Source organism: Cohaesibacter sp. ES.047, from assembly GCF_900215505.1.
Taxonomy (GTDB): Bacteria; Pseudomonadota; Alphaproteobacteria; order Rhizobiales; family Cohaesibacteraceae; genus Cohaesibacter.
Map to the genome: position 1 here is coordinate 4308901 of NZ_LT907844.1, position 22359 is coordinate 4331259.

Genomic DNA, 22359 nt, shown 5'->3' on the forward strand with positions numbered 1-22359 from the left:
TCCTTACGCGTAGGTGACGGCTTTGACGGCCTGAATAACCTCGGCAATGCTCGGCAGTGCGAGCTTTTCGAGATTTGCAGCATATGGCATCGGCACATCCTTGCCTGTCACCCGGGCGACCGGAGCGTCGAGATAATCGAAAGCCTTTTCCATGATCTGGAAACCAAGCTCCGAAGACATTGAACATTGCGGCCAGCCTTCTTCGACCGTCACGCAGCGTCCGGTCTTGATGACAGAGCGAAGCACCGTATCGATATCGAGCGGACGCAGGGTCCTGAGGTCGATCACTTCAGCATCGACACCCTCTTTGGCCAGCTCTTCCGCTGCGCCAAGCGCATAGGTCATGCCAATACCGAAAGAGACGATGGTCACGTCGGTCCCCTTGCGGGCGACGCGCGCTTTGCCGAGCGGCACAATATGATCTTCGATATCGGGAACATCAAAATTGTGGCCGTAAAGGATCTCGTTCTCAAGGAAGACAACCGGGTTATTCGTCCGGATCGCCGATTTCATCAGGCCCTTGTAATCGGCCGCAGTATAGGGGTTCACCACGATCAGGCCGGGCACCGAGGAGTACCATGCCGAATAGTCCTGGCTGTGCTGCGCGGCAACGCGGGCAGCAGCGCCGTTCGGACCACGGAAGACGATCGGGTTGGTGATCTGCCCACCGGACATATAGAGCGTCTTGGCAGAGGAGTTGATGATCTGGTCCATCGCCTGCATGGCGAAGTTGAAGGTCATGAACTCGACGATTGGTCTGAGACCAGCCATGGCTGCACCGGCGGCAAGGCCGGTAAAGCCGTGCTCGGTGATCGGCGTATCGATGACACGCTTCGGACCGAACTCGTCCAGCATGCCCTGCGTGATTTTGTAGGCACCCTGATATTCGGCAACTTCCTCACCCATCAGGAAGACGCGATCATCCTTGCGCATTTCCTCGACCATACCGTCGCGCAAAGCTTCGCGGACGGACTGGGTTTTCATCGGTGTGCCTTCAGGAATTTCAGGCGCTTCTTCCTCGACCGGCTTGACGAGCGGAGCCTGTGGCGCAGCTGCAGCAGGAATGGTCTTGGGTGCGTCAGTGCCCTTTGCATCAGAAGATGAATCGGAGGATTCTTCTTTCGGAGCACTTTCGGAGGCTGCAGGCGCATCGTCAGAGACATTGTCCAGAGCAGATGCATCTTCACCCTCTTCGAGGATGAGCGCGATCAGGCTGTTGACCTTGACCCCTTGCGCGCCTTCTTCGACGACGATCTTGCCCAGCGTGCCTTCTTCGACGGCTTCCACTTCCATCGTGGCCTTGTCGGTCTCGATCTCTGCGATCACGTCACCGATGGCGATCTCGTCGCCTTCCTTCTTGACCCACTTGGCAAGGTTGCCCTCTTCCATGGTGGGGGAAAGGGCCGGCATCAGAACTTTAATTGGCATGATTTATTTCCCTTTTCCTCACACGGTCACATCGGTCCAGAGCTCGGCTTCATCCGGCTCGGGATCGTTCTGCGCAAATTCTGCCGCTTCGGAAACGACGGCACGAATTTCCTTGTCGATGCTTTTGAGTTCGTCCTCGGTTGCCATGCCCGCCTCGATCATGCGCAGGCGGACCTGCTCGATCGGGTCATGTTCATTGCGCATTTTCTGCACTTCTTCCTTGGAACGATACTTCGCAGGGTCCGACATGGAGTGACCGCGATAGCGATAGGTAATCATTTCGAGAATGTACGGCCCCTTGCCTTCGCGAGCCCATTCGATGGCGCGCTCGGCGGCGGCAAGAACGGCGCGAACATCCATACCGTCGACCTGCTCGCCGGGAATGCCGAACGACGCACCGCGCTGAGACAGATCACTGTTGGACGAGGACCGCTCGACCGAGGTGCCCATGCCGTATTTGTTGTTCTCGATAATGTAGACTGCAGGCAAGTTCCAGAGCTTGGCCATATTGAAGCTCTCGTAGACCTGACCCTGGTTGGACGCGCCATCGCCGAAATAGATCAGCGAGACATTGCCATTTTCATTATAGTGGTTGGAGAAGGCAAGACCTGTGCCGATCGACACCTGAGCGCCGACGATGCCGTGGCCGCCAAAGAAGTTCTTGTCGCGGCTGAACATGTGCATCGAGCCGCCCTTGCCTTTGGAATAGCCGCCCTTGCGACCGGTCAACTCGGCCATGACACCCTTGGGATCCATGCCGGTTGCGAGCATATGCCCGTGGTCACGATAGGATGTGACAACCTGATCACCATCCTTCGTTGCCATCTGCATCCCAATAACAACAGCTTCCTGTCCAATATATAGGTGACAGAAACCGCCGATGAGGCCCATGCCATACATCTGGCCGGCCTTCTCTTCAAAGCGGCGAACAAGCAGCATTTCACGATAAGAGTGAAACTCCTGTTCCTTATCAAATTCTACAATTTTTCGATTGATCTGGGTGCGTCTCGACCCTTTGGCCACCGTCTTCTTGGTGGTGCCTGTCGCGGATGCGGCCATGCTGGTGCTCCCTTAAGCGTTTCCCTTGTCTGCACAATACTTTAGAAACTGAGTCACCGCAATTCAAGAAACGCCAAGCAATAACACTTAGCGCATCGAACTAAAATATTGAAAAGAAGAGGGAAATTAGATTAACTTGATTTCAGTTAATTGAAAACCGTGAACCGTTTTCAGGTTAATTCGTCAAAATAACCAGCTCGTCGGGGTGCGCAACATTCATATAGGCCCGCGCCCGCTCGTCCATCATATCAGGATCCAGAGTCTCGCGGCGAAACAGGGCAATACGATGCTCTTCGGTTTCCCGTTCGATCCGATAGGCCAAAAGATCGGCCTCAAGCGCGTCAGCCCGTGCCTTCATGTCACCCAGCGCATAGACGCCATAGCCACCATGAAGCGCATGGAACACAAAATATCCAAGAATGAGGAGAAAACAAAATGGAAGCGCCAGATGGCGCAGAACAGAATTTCTTCTCTGGCGAGTTGCCATGCCGTACACCCTACTAAACCGGCGTTCGAGCAGTACGCAAAACCTTTTCTGCTCGACACATGCTTATTAAGCCCCACTAGCGTTAACAAACGCTTTCAAAAACACATCTTCTCAAGAAATTTCGCAAATTTTTTGGTATATGAAATATTAATTAATTCAGCCACTTAACAAACGGTTTACAATTTTGACTCAAAGCGGAACAGACCAAGTTACCAACGAGGAAACCACCCGCCATACCAGCTCCATAGACGGTTTGATCCTTGTCATGGGAAATGCCGCGTGAAGGCGCGACAGTCCCCGGCACCAATGTGTGCACAAACACAGAGCATGGGTACTCAAGCCGGCCCGCGACACTCAAAGCACACCCCAGCAGAAGAAGGCAAAGACCGATGTATCACCGCAGCCAGCCACCCTTTGCCGATCTGCGCAGCTTCCTGCAATTCTGTGAAAAGCAAGGGTGCCTCAAAAGAATCCGTCAACCGGTTCACATGAAGCTCGAAGCCACGGAGCTGCAACGACAGGTCATGCTGAAAAAAGGCCCGGCCCTGCTGCTTGAGGAACCAATTCTCCATGACGGCACCCGCAGCAGCATTCCTGTTCTGCTCAATCTCTTCGGCACCATCGAGCGCGTCGCCTGGGGCCTTGGCTGTGCGCCGGACCAATTGCTTGAGCTCGGCACCTTTCTGGCCTATTTGCGCCAACCTCAACCACCGGAGAAATCTGAAATCCTTTCGGCCATCGGCCCGCTCCTCAAAGCAGCTACAAGCCTCAGGGGCAAAGTCCAATCCTCCGCCCCTTGCCAAGAGGTCGTCACCCTTGGCACCGACATCGATCTGAACACCTTGCCAATTCAGGGCTGCTGGCCTGATGAGCCCGCCCCTCTTGTCACATGGCCGATTGTCATCACCCGGCCTGAGAATAACGAGCAGATCCGCAGCTACAACTGGGGCGTCTATCGCATGCAGCAGGCAGGACGCAACCAACTGATCGTTCGTTGGCTCGAAAGCCGCGGCGGTGCAGCACATTTCCGCTCCTGGAAAACGTGCGGCAAAGACATGCCCGTGGCCATCGCCATCGGTAGCGATCCGGCAACGATTCTGGGAGCCGTGATCCCCATCCCCGAAACGCTGAGCGAAGCCCAGTTCTCAGGCCTGTTTCGCGGCAAGCCGACCCAGCTTGTTCAAGCCAAAACCCAACCACTCCTCGTGCCGGCCAACGCCGAAATCGTCATAGAAGGCATCGTCTCCGCTTCCGACACCCGGCCCGAGGGCCCGTATGGCGATCACACCGGCTATTATAACAGCGTAGAACCCTTTCCCGTGATGACCGTCACCGCCATCACCCACCGGCGCGACCCCATTTATATCTCGACCTTCACCGGCCGTGCACCGGACGAGCCCTCTGTGATTGCTGAGGCCCTCAACGATGTCTTTCTGCCGCTCGTGCGCCAAAGCTTCCCCGAGGTTGTCGACTGCTGGCTGCCACCCGAAGCCGCATCCTATCGCATCGCCGTTCTGTCGATCGACAAGCGCTACGCCGGTCAAGCACGCCGGGTGATGATGGGCATGTGGTCCATGCTGCCGCAATTCAACATGACCAAGCTGATCATCACGGTCGACAAACACGTAAATGCACGCAATTGGGCCGATGTCATGTGGGCCGTCGCCACCAAGACCGATCCGTCCCGCGATCTCCTCACCATCGAAAACACCCCGATGGACTACCTCGATTTTGCGTCAGTCAAGGAAGGGCTGTGCGGCAAGCTCGGCATCGACGCAACAGACAAAATAGGATCAGAAACCGACCGCGACTGGGGGAGAGAGCTCAAAATGGAACCACAGACCATTGCCAGCGTTGAGAAACTAATGAAGGATCTCAATCTCTGAACGGGCAAAAGGAAGCGTCGATGACACGCGAGAAACCAACCAGCATCGGAATAGTGGTAACGGGCGCTTCGGGCGGCCTGCTTGCGCTTGAAACCCTGCATCTCATCCAGCGACTAAAAGAAGACAACCCCGCGCTGGAAAGCCATGCGATCTTCACCAAAGGCGGCAAGCGCACCTGCGCCCTTGAATTGAGCGACGTTCAGCGAGGGGCACTTTATTCATTGCCCGACAAGAGTTACGACGACACCAATCTGGCCGCTCCCATCGCAAGCGGGTCCAACACCCTTGATGCTCTGTTGTTTGTCCCCTGCTCAATCCGCAGCCTCAGCGCCATTGCCTACAGTCAGACTGACCGGCTTTCCATTCGCGCCGCCGATGTGATGTTGAAAGAACGCAGGCGCCTCGTTCTCGCAGTCCGCGAAAGCCCGCTTCACGCCGGGCACCTGCAATCGATGCTCACCGTAAGCCAAATGGGCGGTATCATCGCGCCGCCGGTTCCCGCCTTCTACCTGCAACCCGAAAGCGTCGAAGACATGGCCAAACAGACAGCGGCCCGCCTCCTTATGCTCCTCGGGCTTGATCTTGGCGAACACATGAAACGCTGGGAAGGATGAATGACCAAATAGAGGCCACGCCAGACCAAAAACACCTGACATGCGGGTTTCAATCGCGTAAGCTTCTCACGCGATGAGACAATTTGAGGAATGACCATGCTGCTTATGAGAGCTTTCAGTTCCACGTTGGCCGGCTTTTGGCGCCTGACCATCGGCATCATTCTGGGAACCATGCTCTATATCTACTGCTTTCTCTATCAGGAGCAGATCTATACTCAAGTCCACATGGTCACGCGCGTCACCCTCGACTGGCTTGAGCTTCAGCCCGTCATCATGGACTACGCCAAATGGTATGAGCTCCTCAAAATCGACGACAAACTGGCCTTTGCGCTCTACGTCCTGTTTGCCCGCCTCGTCTGGATGTTTTTCGAGACCCTAATCACCTTCCTTTATCGCAAGGCACGCTAACCTCGATCCCGCTCAAGCCGGTCGACGCGACTGGCCGCTGCACCAGCCCCTCCCCCAGCAGACGACTTTACCATTCATCCGGAGCCATTTTAGCTGCGGGGCTACAACGGCGCTTATCTTTCAAAATTACATTTCATATGCAATGAAACACCTCATTTCAAAAACAATGTAACAAAACTCCGAACATCGCTGCTTTCATGGAAGTGCCAAACCCACCAAACGGCAGATCGGATTGCCCCTTTTTATCAGGCAACGGAGTTCATGGCCTGAAAAACGCCACAAAAAAACCGGCGTGTGAGACACACGCCGGTTGAATTCTTTTGATCAGGCCCGAAGGCCCAAGCTTACCTCAGCTTATTCGCCTTTAAGGATCGAGCGGCCAGCGAATTTCGCCATTGGGCCAAGCTCTTCTTCGATGCGGATCAGCTGGTTGTATTTTGCCAGACGGTCGGAACGAGACAGCGAACCGGTTTTGATCTGGCCACAGTTGGTGGCAACAGCGAGGTCAGCAATGGTTGCGTCCTCGGTTTCACCAGAGCGGTGAGACATCACAGCGGTGTAGGATGCCTTGTGAGCCATTTCAACGGCTTCCATGGTCTCGGTCAGGGAACCGATCTGGTTCACTTTCACGAGGATGGAGTTGCCAACGCCCATTTTGATGCCGTCTTTGAGGCGAGCGGTGTTAGTCACAAACAGGTCATCGCCAACCAGCTGGCATTTGTCGCCGATTTTCTCGGTGAGCACTTTCCAGCCTTCCCAATCGTCTTCGTCCATACCGTCTTCGATGGAGATGATCGGATAGTTGGCAACCAGGTCAGCGAGATAGTCAGCCATTCCGGCAGAGTCAAGAACCTTGCCTTCGCCTTTGAGGTTGTATTTGCCATCTTCGTAGAATTCGGAAGATGCACAGTCGAGAGCAAGATAGACATCTTCGCCCGGCTTGAAGCCAGCGTCCTTGATGGACTGCATGATGAAGTCCAGAGCTGCTTTGGTGGATTCAAGGTTCGGTGCGAAACCGCCTTCATCACCAACAGCGGTATTGTGACCAGCTTTGGAGAGGTTCTTCTTCAGAGCGTGGAAGACTTCAGCGCCCATGCGAACGGCTTCAGCGATGCTGTCAGCACCAACCGGCATGATCATGAATTCCTGAACGTCGATCGGGTTGTCCGCATGCTCACCACCGTTGATGATGTTCATCATCGGAACAGGCAGGGTGCAAGCGTTCATACCACCAACATAGCGATAGAGCGGCAGGCCAGCAGCATTTGCAGCAGCTTTGGCAACCGCCATGGAGGTGCCGAGAATGGCGTTCGCGCCGATGCGGCCTTTGTTCTCGGTGCCATCCAGTTCAATCATGACCTGATCCAGCTGGATCTGGTTTTCTGCATCGAGGCCAACCAGAGCGTCAAAGATTTCGTCATTGACGGCTTCAACGGCTTTGGAGACGCCCTTGCCGCCGTAGCGATCTTCGCCATCGCGCAGCTCGTGTGCTTCGTGCACACCGGTAGAAGCGCCGGACGGAACGGCAGCACGGCCAAAGGAGCCGTCTTCCAGAACGACGTCGACCTCAACAGTTGGGTTTCCGCGGCTGTCGAGAATCTCGCGGCCAACGATGTCGATAATTGCGGTCATGTTCGTACCTCAATTTGGATGAGTTGAATAAATTCTGATGCCTGCTATCTAACGAATTCCACGCCAGAATCATAGGGCAGAAGACTAAAATAAAGCCCAAATGGACCCTAAGGAGCCATTTTGTCAGTCGGATTACAGTCTTTCGCGCACGCCGACATTGATCTGTGTAAAATTGGGCTTTAGTCGTAAGGCTTACTGCGCAACAACGGCCATGCAGTGTTCGCATGCCACAGCGCTCCCCGGGCATGGCAAACCGGATTGACGGGTGCTTGCTTTGCCTTCCGAATCACAAGTCACGCCCAATGAGCGACAGCACCTGTTCACTCGACGGATCAACAAAGCTTCCTGCCAGCAGGAACAATCAGTTGGTCCGGGCGATGATCATTGACCCACCTTTCAAAAGCTGCTTCAAACAAATCAGCAAAGGCCACAAGTACCGGTCACGGACAACCGGATGATTGCCTTGATCAAACTCGTAAAAACGGCAGAAGGACACCTCATGGCGACCCTGATCATCACCAACGGCACATCTGCCGCAGACTTGCTGCGAGAAGCTCAAATCGGCGATGCGATTCTGCCATGGGAAGATGTGCTGCACGAGGGGCCGGTGCCAGATGCCGACGACACCCTGTTCGCTGCCATTCGCTCCAAGGCCCTCGCTGACGGATATGTTCACACCGAAGCCTCGGTGATGGAAACATTCAAGAACCGCTTCGACATTCTCCGGGCCCATCAGGACTTTGATCGCATTGATCTGTGGTTCGAGCACGACCTCTATGATCAATTGCAGATCCTGCAGGTGCTGGACATGCTGTCGCGTTTTGGCCGGACCAACAACGTCTTTATAACGCAGGCTCCAACCTATCTTGGCATGCAGAAGCCAGACACAATCAGCCGGTTTGAAGAATTGACACTACCGGTGCTCGACCGCATGTTCGCCTTCGCCTCAAAAGCCTGGCATGCCTACACATCCGGCGGGCCGGAGGCGGTCAACGCCCTGCGCAAGGAACCGATCCCCGGGTTTCCCTTCATGGGTCATGCCCTGCTGCGCGCTCTTCAGGAATTGCCGGGGTCTGATGGCCTGTCTCGCACAGAGCGGCAGATTCTATATAGTCTTGATCGAGGAGTAACACGTCCGGGCATGCTGTTTGCGCAGGTCCAGAATATGGAAGAAGCCATTTTCCTCGGTGACCTGACCTTCTTTCAGATCCTGTCCGGATTGCAATATTGCCAGCGCCCTGCCCTGACCGGTTTACCGCAGGACTTCAAGGCCCGCATCCTCTCCAATTCAGAGCAGCGCAAGGAGTTCATCACCTCGCCACTCCACATCACGGACTTCGGAAAGAAGGCCCTCTCCGGGCACGCCGACTTCCTGTCGGAAAACGGTTTGCATCGCTGGTGGGGCGGCACCGAATTGACCACCGCAGACCATTGGCGCTGGGAAGATGATGGTGAGTTGTTGTCCCACCATCGGGCTGCCTGATCATCAGTCAGGCAACGCGCGCCTCAGACGATAGATGCTTAAAAAGGGCTTTTCCGAATCGGGAAAGCCCTTTCTTGACGCCCCGAAAGGCTCAATGATCGTCCGAACTCAGCGGAGTATCAGCCGCGCGTTACAAAAATCAGGCTGATCAGCGAGGTCGCCGTAAGTGCCAACGCAGGCACGATGATGGCGCCGTAGCCCCACGTCGCAATCGCAAAGCCCCACACAACAAGCAGCACCAACAAGGCTGCAATCAGGGCCCAACTCAGTTTGGTTTCGGATGCCGTTGCTTCAGTCATATTTCACCCTTCATTCCTTAGCACATCAGGACTTTTCCTGATGTTTAGCGGAAACATAGGGTTTGTACGGACGAATACCAGATCAAAAGCAAACACTGAGCCATTGTGTCGCACCCCGCCAACAGGCAACGGCCACACCCTTCACGACCAACATCACTGAACAAGAAGAAAACCGTTGGAGTGCGGGACAATAGGCCCAACGAGCCCAAAGTCCCACATCCATCCAGAAGGCTGTCCCCACGCCTTCGGATGCTTATATTTCAAAAATATACTTGCGTTGTCCCGTCATTTATAACGCAGCGACGGGAAGAGCCCCAAAAGAGGAGTAAAAAACGCTGCACATATCTGTTTTGTAAAGTCACAGACAGTCTATCAACGTTATGAGAAATATGAAGCTTTTTTTGAACAGACTCAGATAAAATATCATTGAGGAGGTTTCACGGCAGCCGGAATGGAAAGTCTCGCTCCGCCGTGATCCCTTGCTCGTCAAACCTATCCTGAAACGATCAGGCCTTTGCAATCCTGTCGAATTGCTGAAGCTGCGCCAGCATCTGCTCAAGCTCTGACAGCGGCACCATATTGGGACCATCGCACGGAGCATTGTCCGGATCCTCGTGGGTCTCGATGAACACACCGGCAACGCCAACCGCAACAGCGGCGCGCGCCAGCACGGCAACAAACTCCCGCTGACCGCCGGAGCTTTCACCCTGCCCACCCGGCTGCTGTACTGAGTGAGTGGCATCAAAGATCACCGGCGCTCCGGTTTGCGCCATGATCGGCAGGCCGCGCATGTCCGAGACCAGCGTGTTGTACCCGAAGGACGCGCCGCGTTCGGTCAGCATGACATTCTTGTTGCCGCTCCCCACGATCTTGGCAGCGACACTGCGCATGTCCCAAGGAGCCAAAAACTGCCCCTTCTTCACATTGATGACCGCGCCGGTTTCAGCCGCAGCGATCAACAAATCGGTCTGGCGACACAGGAACGCCGGGATCTGAAGGATATCGACTACCTTGGCGACTTCCGCACACTGGTCGGCATCGTGGATATCGGTGACAATGGGCAGCCCGAACGTTTCCTTGATTTCCGCGAAGATCGGCAAGGCCTTTTCAAGCCCGATCCCGCGTGCCGCGCCAAGACTGGTCCGGTTGGCCTTGTCAAACGAGGATTTGTAGACAATTCCGATGCCCAGCTTGTCCGAAATGTCCTTGAGTGCCGACGCGGTTTCCAGCGCATGCTCACGACTTTGCATCTGGCAAGGGCCAGCCATGATGGACAGGGGCAGATGGTTACCAAATTGGACGGAGCCGGCGGAAACGACGCGATTGGGTGCAGTCATGATGGATCTCTTCAGATTGGATTCCGTTTAATCAGTTTTCAGCAGCAGAGCGCAACCAAATGCATCGCCCGCTTTGACAACAAGATAGCCATTCAATTGACGATACGCGATACCCGCTTTGACAAGACACTCTTTGGCCTTATCGGCATCGACACGGATCGACAACGCGGCGATACCGCCTTCATCCGGCATATCGCTGGGCAAGTCAATGCCGTAGAACGCGCTCAGAGCAGCAGGGGTCAGGATCTCAAGTTGCTCATCCACCGTATCCATTTCAACCCCGGCACTTGTCGAACGCATGACCCTTTGCCCACAAAAGCCACCCAGAAACTCGTGGTGGTCTGATGGATTAGCAGCAGCGAACAGAACGGACGCTAGTCCGGACGCACCATTCTTGTGTGTCTGATAGGCATTGTGCCAAAAGAAAGCCGGATCGTGGCGATGATCGCAAACAAAGAAACCCGTATGCGCCATCAGCCGATGTGAAAGATAGCCATTGGAAAAACGCAGCTTGGCCCGGCTTCCGTCTGGCAGCGTTGCCTCACGCTCGAAGTCAAACTGCGGATAGGTCTGAAGGCCGAGCGCGGCAAAATCATCAAGGTCCGCAGCCACATCGCGCGACCGAAGGACCAGCATCGAGGCCCCTTCGCGCTTTTTTAGAAAATCCCGGTTGAAGCCGCCAAACGAGAATTTGCCAGCGTCAGGCGCGGGAATTTTGCCTTCATCATCAACCGCAAGCAATTCAAGAAAACTGCCATTGAACTGGATGAGCGCGTTCTTCGTTCCGAACGGATGGTAGGCCGTCGGCGTGATAGTGAAACCCAATGATGAATAGAAGTCGCGGGCAGCGTCCAGATCCTGAACAGCCAACACGATATGATCAACCCCACGCATAATGGTCCTCACTCCCAGACACGACCTGCAAAACGCAGTCGCTTGTTGCCTGACCGCTTTTTTAGGCATGCAAATATGATTGGCAATCAAAGCAAGGCTGCGCAGCCAGAAGACCGCGCAGCCTCAAAAGGAAAGATGGATCAAACCAGTCGGCTCTGCTCAACCGCTGCCCCGATAAAGGAGGCAAACAGCGGATGCGGAGCAAACGGCCGTGACTTCAGTTCCGGATGGTACTGCACGGCGATGAACCATGGATGATCAGCGATTTCGACGGTTTCGGGCAAGACGCCATCTGGCGATAGACCCGCAAAGGATAGGCCGCAATCTTCCAGCTTTTCCTTATAGTCGATATTGACCTCGTAGCGATGGCGATGCCGCTCTTGGATAATGGTCTCGCCATAGATTTCTGCGATTTTGGAGCCCGGCGTCAGGTGCGCTTCATAGGCACCAAGGCGCATGGTTCCGCCCAGATCCCCGTCTTCCTTGCGCACTTCCTTGGCATTGCCCTTGCTCCATTCGGTCATCAGGCCGACGACATTGTGTCCGCTGGCACCAAATTCCGAGGAGCTCGCATCACCGATACCGGCAAGATTCCGCGCCGCTTCGATAACCGCCATCTGCATCCCGAAGCAGATCCCGAAATAGGGAATCTTGTTCTCACGCGCATATTTCACCGCAGCGACCTTGCCCTCGGCTCCACGCTCACCAAAGCCGCCCGGCACCAGAATGCCATGAACGCCCTCAAGCCGCGCGGTCGGATCATTGCCACCCTCGAACAGATCACTTTCGATCCAGTCGAGATTGACCTTGACCTTGTTGGCGATGCCGCCATGGGTCAGAGCCTCGATCAGCGACTTGTAGGCATCCAGCAACGAGGTATATTTCCCAACCACTGCGATCGTGACCTCCCCTTCGGGATTGCTCACGCGATCAAGAATGGTGTGCCAGCGTTCGAAATTGGGTTTGGGAGCCCCATCGATGCCAAACGCCGCCAAAACCTCGGTATCAAGCCCTTCGGCATGATAGGCCAGCGGCACTTCATAGATATTGCCCACATCAAGCGCCTGAATGACGGCCTCTGGCCGCACATTGCAAAACAGCGACAGCTTGCGCCGCTCCGCCTCGGGAATGGGCCGGTCGCAGCGCACCATCAGGATATTGGGCTGAATACCAATGGACCGCAGTTCCTTGACGGAGTGCTGTGTCGGCTTGGTCTTGAGCTCGCCTGCACTGGGAATATAGGGAACAAGAGTGAGGTGGATATAGATCGCTTGTCCGCGAGGCAATTCGTTTCCAAGCTGACGAATGGCCTCGAAGAAAGGCGTTGCCTCAATGTCACCGACGGTACCGCCGATTTCACACAAGACAAAGTCATAGTCGTCATTGCCATCAAGAATGAAGGCCTTGATCTCGTCCGTGACATGGGGAATCACCTGCACGGTCCCGCCCAGATAGTCGCCACGTCGTTCCTTGGTGATAATGTTCTGATAGATCTGACCGGTCGTTATATTGTCCTTCTTGTTCGAAGGACGTCCGGTAAATCGCTCATAATGCCCCAGATCCAAGTCCGTTTCCGCACCATCATCGGTTACGAAGCATTCCCCATGCTGGTAGGGAGACATCGTGCCGGGATCGACATTGAGATAGGGATCGAGTTTGCGCAGTCTAACTGAATAGCCGCGCGCCTGTAGAGCCGCCCCAAGAGCCGCAGACGCAAGCCCTTTGCCAAGCGAAGACACCACACCGCCAGTGATAAAAATATATCGCGCCATGGAATTTTAAATTACTTCCCTTTGCGCCGATTCGCCAAGCAAATCGATCTTAGCCAACAACAAAAGCTGTGAGCGCTGTGAAAACGGCACCCATTGCTCACGATTTCTGTTTCGCGCGCCTCCCGCTCGGTGCTGGATCAGGCCATCACCGAAACGCAAAAGTCCCTTCACTGCCATCTCTTGTCGGATTTATTTAAGCAGGAAGGAAATTGGGTCCGCTCGCCCCTCCAATCACCCCAGATCTTTCGGGGTGGGCCGAGCCACGACCGTACCATAACAAATCGGCCCTTGCACACATCGCAAGGGCCGGTTTGAAGTGTCTTAGTCAAAGCAGTCTTTATGCCTGCGGTTGCGGATCCTACTGAGAGGTCGGCACCTGCGGACCGGTCGGCTCGGTAGCCGGGGCCTCGGAAGGTGTCGGAGCACTCGGGCTCAACTGCTGCAGTTCATCAAGAATGCCGCCGCTGTTTTCATCCACACCGCTCGGCAGCGTCTGTGCCGGAACATTGTCAAGCACATCAGAAGGCTTGCTTTTCATGCCGGCCAGAATGGTCAGACCAAGGGATGTCATGAAGAAACCGGCGGCCAGAATTGCAGTCGTGCGGGTGAGCAGGTTCGCTGCACCACGGCCGGTCAAAAAACCGCCACCGCCGCCACCGCCGCCGCCGATACCGAGACCGCCGCCTTCAGAACGCTGCAGCAGTACGACGACCACCAGCGCGGCAACAATCAGCAGATGAATGACAATTACAACTGATTCCATTATCCAACCGTCTCACAAACGATGAATCGGGCCAGCACGTTCCTGCGGCCCGACGCAAAAGGTTCATATTCTGGCCCGTCTTTACAACAAGACCATGCGCAATTCCAGTGCCAACGGGCATTTTTCCGGGGCTATGGTCTCATTTGGTCATCACAGCCGCCTCAGACAACCCCGAAAGGTGGATATTCCACCGGTTCGAGGCCTGAATGCAGGGTGTGGAACGCTCAGGGCCAGACCTGGTCTGGGGTCAGGCTTATTTATAAGCCGCCATGATCCCAAGGAAGTCGGACGCCTTCAGGCTTGCACCGCCGACGAGCGCACCATCGACATTGTCGACGCCCATCAGTTCAACAGCGTTGCCCGGCTTGACAGACCCACCATAAAGAAGACGCATGTTCGCCCCTTCGTCACCAAAGGCCTTGACCAGTTCGGCGCGCATGAAGGCGTGCACTTCTGCCACATCATCTGCAGTTGGTGTCAGGCCCGTGCCAATCGCCCAGACCGGCTCGTAGGCAATCACGGTGTTGGCAGCAGTCGCACCTTCAGGAATAGAGCCTTCAAGCTGGGTGCCGACAACTTCCAGTGTTTCGCCGGATTTGCGTTCGGCTTCGGTTTCACCCACGCAGATGATCGCAACAAGACCCTGTGCCCAAATGGCTTTTGCCTTGTCAGCAACCGTGCCGTTGGTCTCGCCATGGTCGGCGCGACGCTCGGAGTGCCCGACGATGATCGCGCTGGCGCCAGCATCCTTGAACATTTCAGCAGACAGATCACCGGTGTGAGCGCCCGAAACATTCATGTGACAATCCTGAGCGCCAATGGCGACAGCAGTTCCGGCAGTTTTCTCGGCAAAGGGAACAACCAGTGTAGCGGGCGGGCAGATCATCGTCTCAACCTTGTCCGCAAGATCGAAGCCAGCGACCAGCGCTTCGAGTTCAGCGACAGAGGCCTTGAGGCCATTCATTTTCCAGTTACCGGCAACGAGAGGTTTGATGCTCATGAATCTGCTCCTTTAAAAGCGCAATCGATAAAAATTGGTCCAGCCCGACACACGGCGAAACAGACGAGACATTGCAAGCCCGCTCCGCGCCTTGCCGCACATATACGACGAAAGCCGCAACAGGCATAGCCCATCTTGTCGTTCCTGTGCACAGGATCTGGGTCAAGCCTGCGTCAATTCCTCTCGATTTACACAAGCCATTTTTGCCATAAGCCCCTTCTCGCAGGCACGGCACCCCCATTGAGCGGAATCTTTTTGCGAATAAACAAGATACCATCCCCATTTGTGCCACCTTTCTCTTCTGTTTGGGTTGCAGCAATGGATCGAGCTTTCTATGATCCGGCGAACATGAAAAGAAGGCAGAAGGAACCGCCCGCACCACCAGGTGCGCCCCGAGAACGGGATGTAAAGGCAGGTCTCCTCATTGCGTCAGAAAAGGACACACCATCCAATGATGGAAACAATGCGTTCGTTGGCCTCGGGGTTTGTTGCCAAAATCCTGATGGGTCTGTTGGTCTTGAGCTTTGCGGTCTGGGGCATTGCCGATATCTTCTCGAACTTCGGTCGCGGTGCCATCGCCACCGTTGGCGATACGGAGATTGACGCCCGAGACTATCAGAGCCAGCTGGTGCTCGAAGTCAACGCCCTGTCCAATCAGTTGGGCCGCCGCCTCACCCCGGCACAGACATCCGCCTTCGGTCTGCCAACTCAGGTACTGGGCCGCATGATCAGCGAAGCAACTCTCAACGACATGGCCAAGGACTTCAATATGGGCCTGTCCTCGGAGGAGTTGGCCAAGGTGATCGCAACCGAACCTGCCTTTCAATTCTCCGGCCGTTTTGATCGCAACCAGATGAACCTGATGCTGCGCAATGCTGGCACGACAGAAGACCGCTATGTCCTCAGCCGCGAAGCGCTTGAGACCCGCAAACAGCTCTCCGAGTCCCTCACGGGCAAGACGACGGTTCCCAATGCCGCCCTCAAGGTCTTCAACACCTTCACCTACGAGCAGCGCGATATTGACTATATTGCCTTGCAGGAAGACGACCTTGGCGAAATCGAAGAGCCAACGGACGAGGCGCTGCAGACCTATTTCGATGCCAACAAAATCCAATTCCGCGCGCCGGAATATCGTTCTTTCGTGGTGTTGAAGCTCGAACCGGGCGACATCATGGATGCCTCGGCGGTGACCGACGAAGATGCAAAGATCTATTATGAGACCGCATCGAGCCGGTTCGTCCAGCCCGAAAAGCGCCAGATGCAGCAAATCCTGTTCGGCACGCGCGAAGAAGCCGAAGCAGCATCAGAAAAAATCAAGAATGGCGCCAGCTTCGATGACATCGTCAACGAGCGCAACCTGTCCATGGAAGATGTCAATTTCGGCCTCCTGACCAAGGAACAGATCACCGACCCCGCAGCTGCAGAAGCCATTTATTCGCTTGATGAGGGCGCAGTCTCGGATGTTATTGAAGGCCGCTTCGGGTTCCTGATCCTGCGCAACGCCAAGATCGAACCGCAACAGGCCTCTCCGTTCGATGAGATCAAGGATCAATTGAAGGCTGAAATCGCAGCCGAACGTGCAAGTGGCGAAGTGCTCGGCATTTTCGACAAGGTCGAAGACGAACGGGCGGGTGGCGCGACGCTGAAGGAAGTGTCCGACAAATTCAATCTGCCCTTGCGCGAAGTGTCCGCCATTTCCAAAACGGGCGAACTCGAAACAGGCGAAAAAATCACCGATCTGCCAGAGCAGGAAACGCTTTTGAGCTCGGTTTTCGATAACGAAATCGACTATGAGGCCGACCCCATCGACATCGGCAGCACCGGATTTGCCTGGTTCAACGTCACGGATATTATCCCCGATCGTGATCGCACCCTTGATGAGGTCCGTGATGATGTTGTCTCTGCATGGAAGGCCGAGGAGCGCCGCACCCGCAACGCAGCAAAGGCTGAAGAGATCCTCGCCGAGATCAAAGCAGGCAAAAGCCTTGACGCCGTGGCGTCCGATCGCGACCTGACCAAACAGACTGCGACCGACATCACCCGTCGCGGTGGTGCTGACCTGCCGACCCCTGTCGTCGAGAAGGCTTTTGAAGGCCCCCGCGACTCCAAGACCACGGCGGTCAACGGCACCACGCAATATGTCCTGCAGGTGGTCGACGTCACAGAGCCGGACTTCAGCCCGGACGCGCTACAGCTAGAAAACGTGCGCAGCACCCTGAATAGAAACTTCGGCACGGATCTTCTGGGCCAGCTCAGTTCGGCCAAACTGCGTGAACTCGAATATACGATCAACGAACCGCTGTTGCAGCAGATCGTGAACGGCTCCAACTAGCCAACGGTAGTCTCCGTTAGGCTATAGTGTCCGTTCCACAATGATAAATCGGTATGCCCGCAATGAGCCCCCCTCTTGTGGGCGTACCAAAAGGACAAGACCCTGCCTCCGACCGAAGCGCAGGTGAGAAGCAGACCAACCCTGCCCGCCCGCTCCGGCCCCAGCAATCACACCTTTTGACAGGAGAATTCCAGATGGATGAGATGAAGCCATTTCTGGCAAAAGTCGCAGAGGGCCAGTCCCTGACCCAGAATGAAGCCGCTGAGGCGTTCGACATCATTCTGGAGGGCAACGCCACACCGGCTCAGATGGGCGGGTTCCTCATGGCCTTGCGCCTTCGCGGCGAAACCATTGAGGAAATCACCGGTGCCGTCATCAAGATGCGCGAGAAAATGACGCCGGTCGATGCCCCTGCGGGCGTGGTAGACATTGTCGGGACGGGCGGAACGGGAACCAAGAAATACAACATTTCCACCTGCGCCGCGATGATCATGGCAGCAGGCGGTGTGCTGGTGGCCAAGCATGGCAACAGGGCCGTCTCCTCCCGCTCGGGGGCCAGTGACGTTCTCTCCAGCCTTGGCGTCAATCTCGATCAGACATCAGACGGCGTCACCCGCTGCATCAATGAAGCCGGTATCGGCTTCATGTTCGCTCCCAATCATCACACTGCCATGCGATTTGTCGGCCCCGCCCGCGTAGAAATGGGCGTCCGCACCCTGTTCAATCTCGTCGGCCCGCTGTCCAATCCGGCTCATGCAAAGCGTCAATTGCTCGGCGTCTATGATCCCAAATGGCTCGAACCCTTCGCTCAGACGCTCAAGAAACTCGATTCCGAGATGATCTGGGCCGTCTACGGTGCTGGTGGCCTTGATGAAATCTCCACCCTTGGCGAAACCAAGGTGGTCGAGCTCAAGAATGGCGAGATCCGAGCCTTTGACCTCAAACCCGAAGACTATGGCCTCAAACGCGTGACCATTGATGATGTGCGTGGCGGAACCGGTGATGAAAACGCCAAATCCATGATCGCTCTTCTTGAAGGTGAAAAAGGCCCCTATCGAGACATTGTCCTGATGAATGCCGGGGCTGGCCTTCTGATTGGCGACAAGGTCAAAACCTATGAAGAAGGCATCGAGATGGCAGCAGACCTGATCGACTCGGGCAAGGCTCTGGCGAGCCTTCAGAAACTGATCGAAGTCTCCAACGCTGAGGCCTGAGGTCAAAGTCAACAGTTTGCAAGGAAGGAAACGCCAGATGGCCGACATCCTGACAAAAATCGAAGCCTACAAGCGCCAGGAAATCGCTGCCGCCAAGGCCGCAATCCCCCTTGCCGACCTCAAGGCTCGTATCAAGGATCAGCCCCCCGCACGCGGCTTTTTCAAGGCCCTCAAGGCAAAGGTCGATCATGGCCACTATGGCCTCATTGCTGAAGTCAAGAAGGCAAGCCCCTCCAAAGGCCTCATCCGGGCAGACTTCGATCCGCCCAAGTTGGCCAAGGCCTATGAGGACGGCGGCGCAGCCTGCCTGTCGGTGCTCACAGACACCCCATCCTTTCAAGGACATCCCGACTTTCTCATCGCTGCCCGCGAGGCAGTTTCCCTGCCTGCGCTGCGCAAGGACTTTCTCTATGAGACCTATCAGGTCTATGAGGCCCGCGCATGGGGTGCCGATTGCATCCTGATCATCATGGCTGGCGTCACCGACGACGAAGCCAAGGCTCTGGAAGAAACCGCGATGGAATTGGGCATGGACGTTTTGATTGAGGTTCACAATGCGCCAGAGCTGGAACGAGCGCTGAGCCACCTCACCTCCCCGCTCATCGGCATCAACAACCGGAACCTCAAGACGTTCGAGACCACACTGGAGACATCCCTGTCGCTCGCGCCGATGGTCCCCGATGACAAACTTCTTGTCGGCGAAAGCGGTCTGTTTACGCCCGAGGATCTGGCTCTGTTGGCAACCAAAGCAAACATCCATTCCTTCCTCATTGGCGAGAGCCTGATGCGTCAGGACGACGTGATGGCAGCGACGCTCGATTTGCTGACGCGTCGATAAGCCAGCACGACTGAGGCAAGATGCCAACAAAGGATCAAAGAAAAAGAATGAGCGACGCAAAACTGACCCATATCGATGAAAGCGGTGCGGCCAATATGGTCGATGTCTCCGGCAAGACACCGACCGTGCGCACGGCAATCGCCACGGGCAAAATCACAATGAAGCGCGAGACGCTTGATCTCATCCTGTCAGGCAGTGCGGCCAAGGGTGATGTGCTGGCCACGGCCCGCATCGCAGGCATCATGGCAGCCAAACGCACCCACGAGCTGATCCCCCTTTGCCATCCCCTTGCACTGTCCAAGGTCTCCATCGACATTGAGCCGCTGGATACCGAAGCGGGCTCCGAGCCGGGCTTCAAGGTAACGGCGATGGCCAAACTGACGGGTCAGACCGGCGTCGAGATGGAGGCGCTCACAGCGGCTTCCATCGCGTGTCTGACGATCTATGACATGGCAAAAGCCGCGGATAAGGGCATGATCATCTCGGATGTCCGCCTGATGGAAAAGACCGGCGGCAAGTCTGGCAACTGGAAAAGTCAATAAAACGGATTTGAGGAGAGCAGCATGGCGCTGATGAGTGTAGAAGAAGCCCTTGCGCGACTGTTGGCCGATGGTCCGCTGATGGCAAGTGAAGACGTGCCGATTGACAAGGGCCTGCGACGCGTTCTGGCCTCGGATCTTGCCGCCAATCGCAACCAGCCGCCTTTTGATGCCTCCGCCATGGATGGCTATGCGGTCAAGGCAGAAAATCTCGTACAAGTCCCCATGCGTCTTCAGATTACCGGTGAAGCACCAGCGGGTAAAAGCTTTCCCGATATCGTGCACCGCTGGGAAGCGGTTCGGATTTTCACCGGGGCGCCAGTGCCTAAAGGCGCTGACACGATCCTCATTCAGGAAAATGCCGAACGCGACGGCGCATTCGTCACAGCACTTGAAAGTGTCGAAGTGGGCAAGCATATCCGCAAGGCCGGATCGGACTTCAAGGCAGGCGACGTGCTGTTGACCAAGGGCACAGAACTGAGTCCTTCTGCACTGGCACTCGCAGCCTCAATGAACCAGTCGGTCCTCAGCGTCTACAAACGCCCCAAGGTCGCCGTGCTGGCAACAGGTGATGAGCTTGTCCATCCCGGTGACGATCCCACCCCCGACCAGATTATCGCATCGAACAGTTACGGCGTTGCCGGGCTTGCTCTGGAAGCGGGCGCCGAGATTATCGATCTGGGCATAGCATCCGATGACAAGGATGCCATTGCGGCCAAGGTCGAAGAGGCCCGGTCGCAAGGGGTCGACATTCTCGTCACCAGTGGCGGCGTATCTGTCGGTGACCATGATCATGTGCAAGATGTGCTCAAGGATGCGGGCATGACACTGAATTTCTGGCGCATCGCCATGCGGCCGGGTAAGCCCCTGATGGCGGGCACATTGGGTGAGACACAGGTTCTCGGTCTTCCGGGCAATCCGGTTTCGGCCATGACGGCAGCCCTGCTCTTCCTTGTCCCGCTGATCAAGAAACGCATGGGGCTGGAAGGCTCCCACCTGCTGGAACCGGCACTGCTCGGCGATACTCTCGCAGAGAATGGACCGCGTCAGGCCTATCTCAGGGCGACACTGGAGCGCGACAGTGAGGGACGTCCGGTAGCAACACCGATGACCGCGCAGGACAGCGCCATGCTCAGCGGCCTTGCCCGCGCGGAGTGCCTCATCGTCCATCCGCCCCATGCAGCGCAAAGTGAGGCAGGCAGCGCCTGCCAGATCATCCGCCTCTAGGCCCCCAAAAGATCAGAAACAAAAAAGGCCAGCCCGAACGGACTGGCCTTTTTCACTAGTATCAGCGTTGCAATCAATCCACGAAAGCACGCTCGACAACGAAGGTCGAGGGACGGGCATTGGAGCCTTCCACAAGACCGAAATCTTCCAACACCTGCTTGGTGTCGTTGAGCATCGCCATGGAGCCGCAGATCATGCCGCGGTCGTCTTCGGGATTGATTGGCGGCACACCAAGATCTTCAAACAGCTTGCCCGAGGTCATCAGATCGGTGATGCGGCCCGTGCGCGGATAGTCCTCACGGGTAACCGAGTTATAAAGCACGAGTTTTTCGGCTGCGAACTCGCCGATCAGCGGATCGGTCTTGCACAGTTCAAACAATTCCTCTCCATACTTGAGCTCGGCAACCTCGCGGCAGGTATGGGTCAGAATCACCTCATCGAACTTCTCATAGGTCTCGGGGTCACGCATCAGGGATGCGAAAGGCGCAATGCCGGTGCCGGTCGAGAACATATAAAGCCGCTTGCCCGGCAACAGGGCGTCATTGACCAGTGTCCCGGTAGGCTTCTTGCGCATCAGGATGGTGTCACCAACCTTGATCTTTTGAAGATGCTCGGTGAGCGGTCCGCCAGGCACCTTGATGGAATAGAATTCCACCTCTTCATCCCACGACGGACTGGCAACCGAATAGGCGCGAAACACCGGGCGCTCTGCGTTGGGCAACCCGATCATCACGAACTCGCCGGACCGGAAGCGAAAGCTCGCCGGGCGTGTGATCCGGAATTTGAACAAGCGATCAGTATAATGCTCGACTTGGGTCACTGTTTCGGCAAACACATTGGCCGGAATCGGAAACACTGATTTGCTGGCCGCGCTGGCTGTGGCGCTAATCACCTCACCTTGCTGCGTCATTGCATTCTCCTTCAAAAACCGGACCGCAGAGCGCTTTTGCACAGCGACTCGTGTCCACGATCCTAATCCGCGCCGTCTTTTGCCAACCGACAAACGGTACAAGTCCGACATTTGCGTGAAACACGCCTTGCCATTCCGCAACGGCACCATTTTCGGCCTGTTTATGCCCTTGCAAAGCAACAAGCCTTGATTTTTGTCACGCTTCGCTCAACCGCGACAAAAGTTCACACTGCTTGC

Annotated in this window: 20 protein-coding genes; 9 read left to right on the top strand and 11 right to left on the bottom strand. The window is 55.8% G+C overall.

Features of this window, described 5'->3' with window-relative positions:
- Positions 1–3 precede the first annotated feature (3 nt).
- From CPH65_RS19755 to CPH65_RS19765, 3 genes are all read right to left on the bottom strand, one after another.
- The gene (locus tag CPH65_RS19755; protein ID WP_096175439.1) at positions 4–1428 is read right to left on the bottom strand and encodes a pyruvate dehydrogenase complex E1 component subunit beta; all 1425 of its coding nucleotides are present in this window, start codon (positions 1426–1428) and stop codon (positions 4–6) included.
- An 18-nt stretch (positions 1429–1446) separates the two neighbouring features.
- Complete coding sequence (gene pdhA, locus CPH65_RS19760) at positions 1447–2487, bottom strand: pyruvate dehydrogenase (acetyl-transferring) E1 component subunit alpha (protein WP_096175440.1); 1041 nt, start codon at positions 2485–2487, stop codon at positions 1447–1449.
- A 175-nt stretch (positions 2488–2662) separates the two neighbouring features.
- Positions 2663–2974 (bottom strand): septum formation initiator family protein, encoded by a 312-nt coding sequence (locus tag CPH65_RS19765; protein WP_096175441.1) that lies wholly within the window; start codon positions 2972–2974, stop codon positions 2663–2665.
- Positions 2975–3363: 389 nt separating this feature from the next.
- On the opposite strand from CPH65_RS19765, the gene CPH65_RS19770 reads away from it, so the two are divergent.
- The 3 genes from CPH65_RS19770 (at position 3364) to CPH65_RS19780 (ending at position 5882) form a co-directional block, all read left to right on the top strand.
- On the top strand, positions 3364–4860 hold the full coding sequence (locus tag CPH65_RS19770) for a UbiD family decarboxylase (protein ID WP_096175442.1): 1497 nt from the start codon (positions 3364–3366) through the stop codon (positions 4858–4860).
- A 20-nt stretch (positions 4861–4880) separates the two neighbouring features.
- Positions 4881–5474: a UbiX family flavin prenyltransferase gene (locus CPH65_RS19775; RefSeq protein WP_096175443.1), complete on the top strand. Its 594-nt coding sequence runs from the start codon at positions 4881–4883 to the stop codon at positions 5472–5474.
- Positions 5475–5570: 96 nt separating this feature from the next.
- Entirely contained in the window at positions 5571–5882 is a 312-nt protein-coding gene (locus CPH65_RS19780; protein WP_157747820.1) for a hypothetical protein, read from the top strand.
- A 354-nt stretch (positions 5883–6236) separates the two neighbouring features.
- Here CPH65_RS19780 and eno read toward each other — a convergent pair whose 3' ends face one another.
- Positions 6237–7514, bottom strand: a complete 1278-nt coding sequence (gene eno, locus CPH65_RS19785; protein WP_096175445.1) for a phosphopyruvate hydratase — start codon at positions 7512–7514, stop codon at positions 6237–6239.
- Between the two features lie 463 nt (positions 7515–7977).
- On the opposite strand from eno, the gene CPH65_RS19790 reads away from it, so the two are divergent.
- Entirely contained in the window at positions 7978–8997 is a 1020-nt protein-coding gene (locus tag CPH65_RS19790; RefSeq protein WP_157747821.1) for a DUF1835 domain-containing protein, read from the top strand.
- Positions 8998–9116: 119 nt separating this feature from the next.
- Here CPH65_RS19790 and CPH65_RS19795 read toward each other — a convergent pair whose 3' ends face one another.
- From CPH65_RS19795 to tpiA, 6 genes are all read right to left on the bottom strand, one after another.
- Positions 9117–9296 carry a hypothetical protein gene (locus CPH65_RS19795; RefSeq protein ID WP_096175447.1) on the bottom strand — a complete coding sequence of 60 codons (180 nt, stop codon included), beginning with the start codon at positions 9294–9296 and terminating at the stop codon, positions 9117–9119.
- A gap of 506 nt (positions 9297–9802) precedes the next feature.
- Entirely contained in the window at positions 9803–10633 is an 831-nt protein-coding gene (gene kdsA, locus CPH65_RS19800) for a 3-deoxy-8-phosphooctulonate synthase (protein WP_096175448.1), read from the bottom strand.
- Positions 10634–10660: 27 nt separating this feature from the next.
- Positions 10661–11527, bottom strand: a complete 867-nt coding sequence (locus tag CPH65_RS19805; RefSeq protein ID WP_157747822.1) for a VOC family protein — start codon at positions 11525–11527, stop codon at positions 10661–10663.
- 140 nt (positions 11528–11667) lie between these two features.
- Positions 11668–13299, bottom strand: a complete 1632-nt coding sequence (locus tag CPH65_RS19810) for a CTP synthase (protein ID WP_096175450.1) — start codon at positions 13297–13299, stop codon at positions 11668–11670.
- 358 nt (positions 13300–13657) lie between these two features.
- Positions 13658–14062 (bottom strand): preprotein translocase subunit SecG, encoded by a 405-nt coding sequence (secG, locus tag CPH65_RS19815; protein ID WP_096175451.1) that lies wholly within the window; start codon positions 14060–14062, stop codon positions 13658–13660.
- A 253-nt stretch (positions 14063–14315) separates the two neighbouring features.
- A complete protein-coding gene (gene tpiA / locus CPH65_RS19820) occupies positions 14316–15062 on the bottom strand; it encodes a triose-phosphate isomerase (protein WP_096175452.1) in 747 nt (248 codons plus the stop codon).
- Between the two features lie 463 nt (positions 15063–15525).
- Here tpiA and CPH65_RS19825 point away from each other — a divergent pair, with 463 nt between their 5' ends.
- The 5 genes from CPH65_RS19825 (at position 15526) to glp (ending at position 21212) form a co-directional block, all read left to right on the top strand.
- Positions 15526–17394 (top strand): SurA N-terminal domain-containing protein, encoded by a 1869-nt coding sequence (locus CPH65_RS19825; protein ID WP_172891554.1) that lies wholly within the window; start codon positions 15526–15528, stop codon positions 17392–17394.
- Between the two features lie 194 nt (positions 17395–17588).
- Complete coding sequence (trpD, locus tag CPH65_RS19830) at positions 17589–18608, top strand: anthranilate phosphoribosyltransferase (RefSeq protein ID WP_096175454.1); 1020 nt, start codon at positions 17589–17591, stop codon at positions 18606–18608.
- 37 nt (positions 18609–18645) lie between these two features.
- Entirely contained in the window at positions 18646–19446 is an 801-nt protein-coding gene (gene trpC, locus CPH65_RS19835; protein WP_096175455.1) for an indole-3-glycerol phosphate synthase TrpC, read from the top strand.
- A gap of 47 nt (positions 19447–19493) precedes the next feature.
- Positions 19494–19988, top strand: a complete 495-nt coding sequence (moaC, locus tag CPH65_RS19840; RefSeq protein ID WP_096175456.1) for a cyclic pyranopterin monophosphate synthase MoaC — start codon at positions 19494–19496, stop codon at positions 19986–19988.
- Between the two features lie 21 nt (positions 19989–20009).
- Positions 20010–21212, top strand: coding sequence for a gephyrin-like molybdotransferase Glp (gene glp / locus CPH65_RS19845; protein WP_096175457.1), 1203 nt, complete (start codon positions 20010–20012; stop codon positions 21210–21212).
- Between the two features lie 73 nt (positions 21213–21285).
- On the opposite strand, the gene CPH65_RS19850 is transcribed toward glp, so the two are convergent.
- On the bottom strand, positions 21286–22122 hold the full coding sequence (locus CPH65_RS19850) for a ferredoxin--NADP reductase (protein WP_096175458.1): 837 nt from the start codon (positions 22120–22122) through the stop codon (positions 21286–21288).
- Positions 22123–22359: the final 237 nt, after the last annotated feature.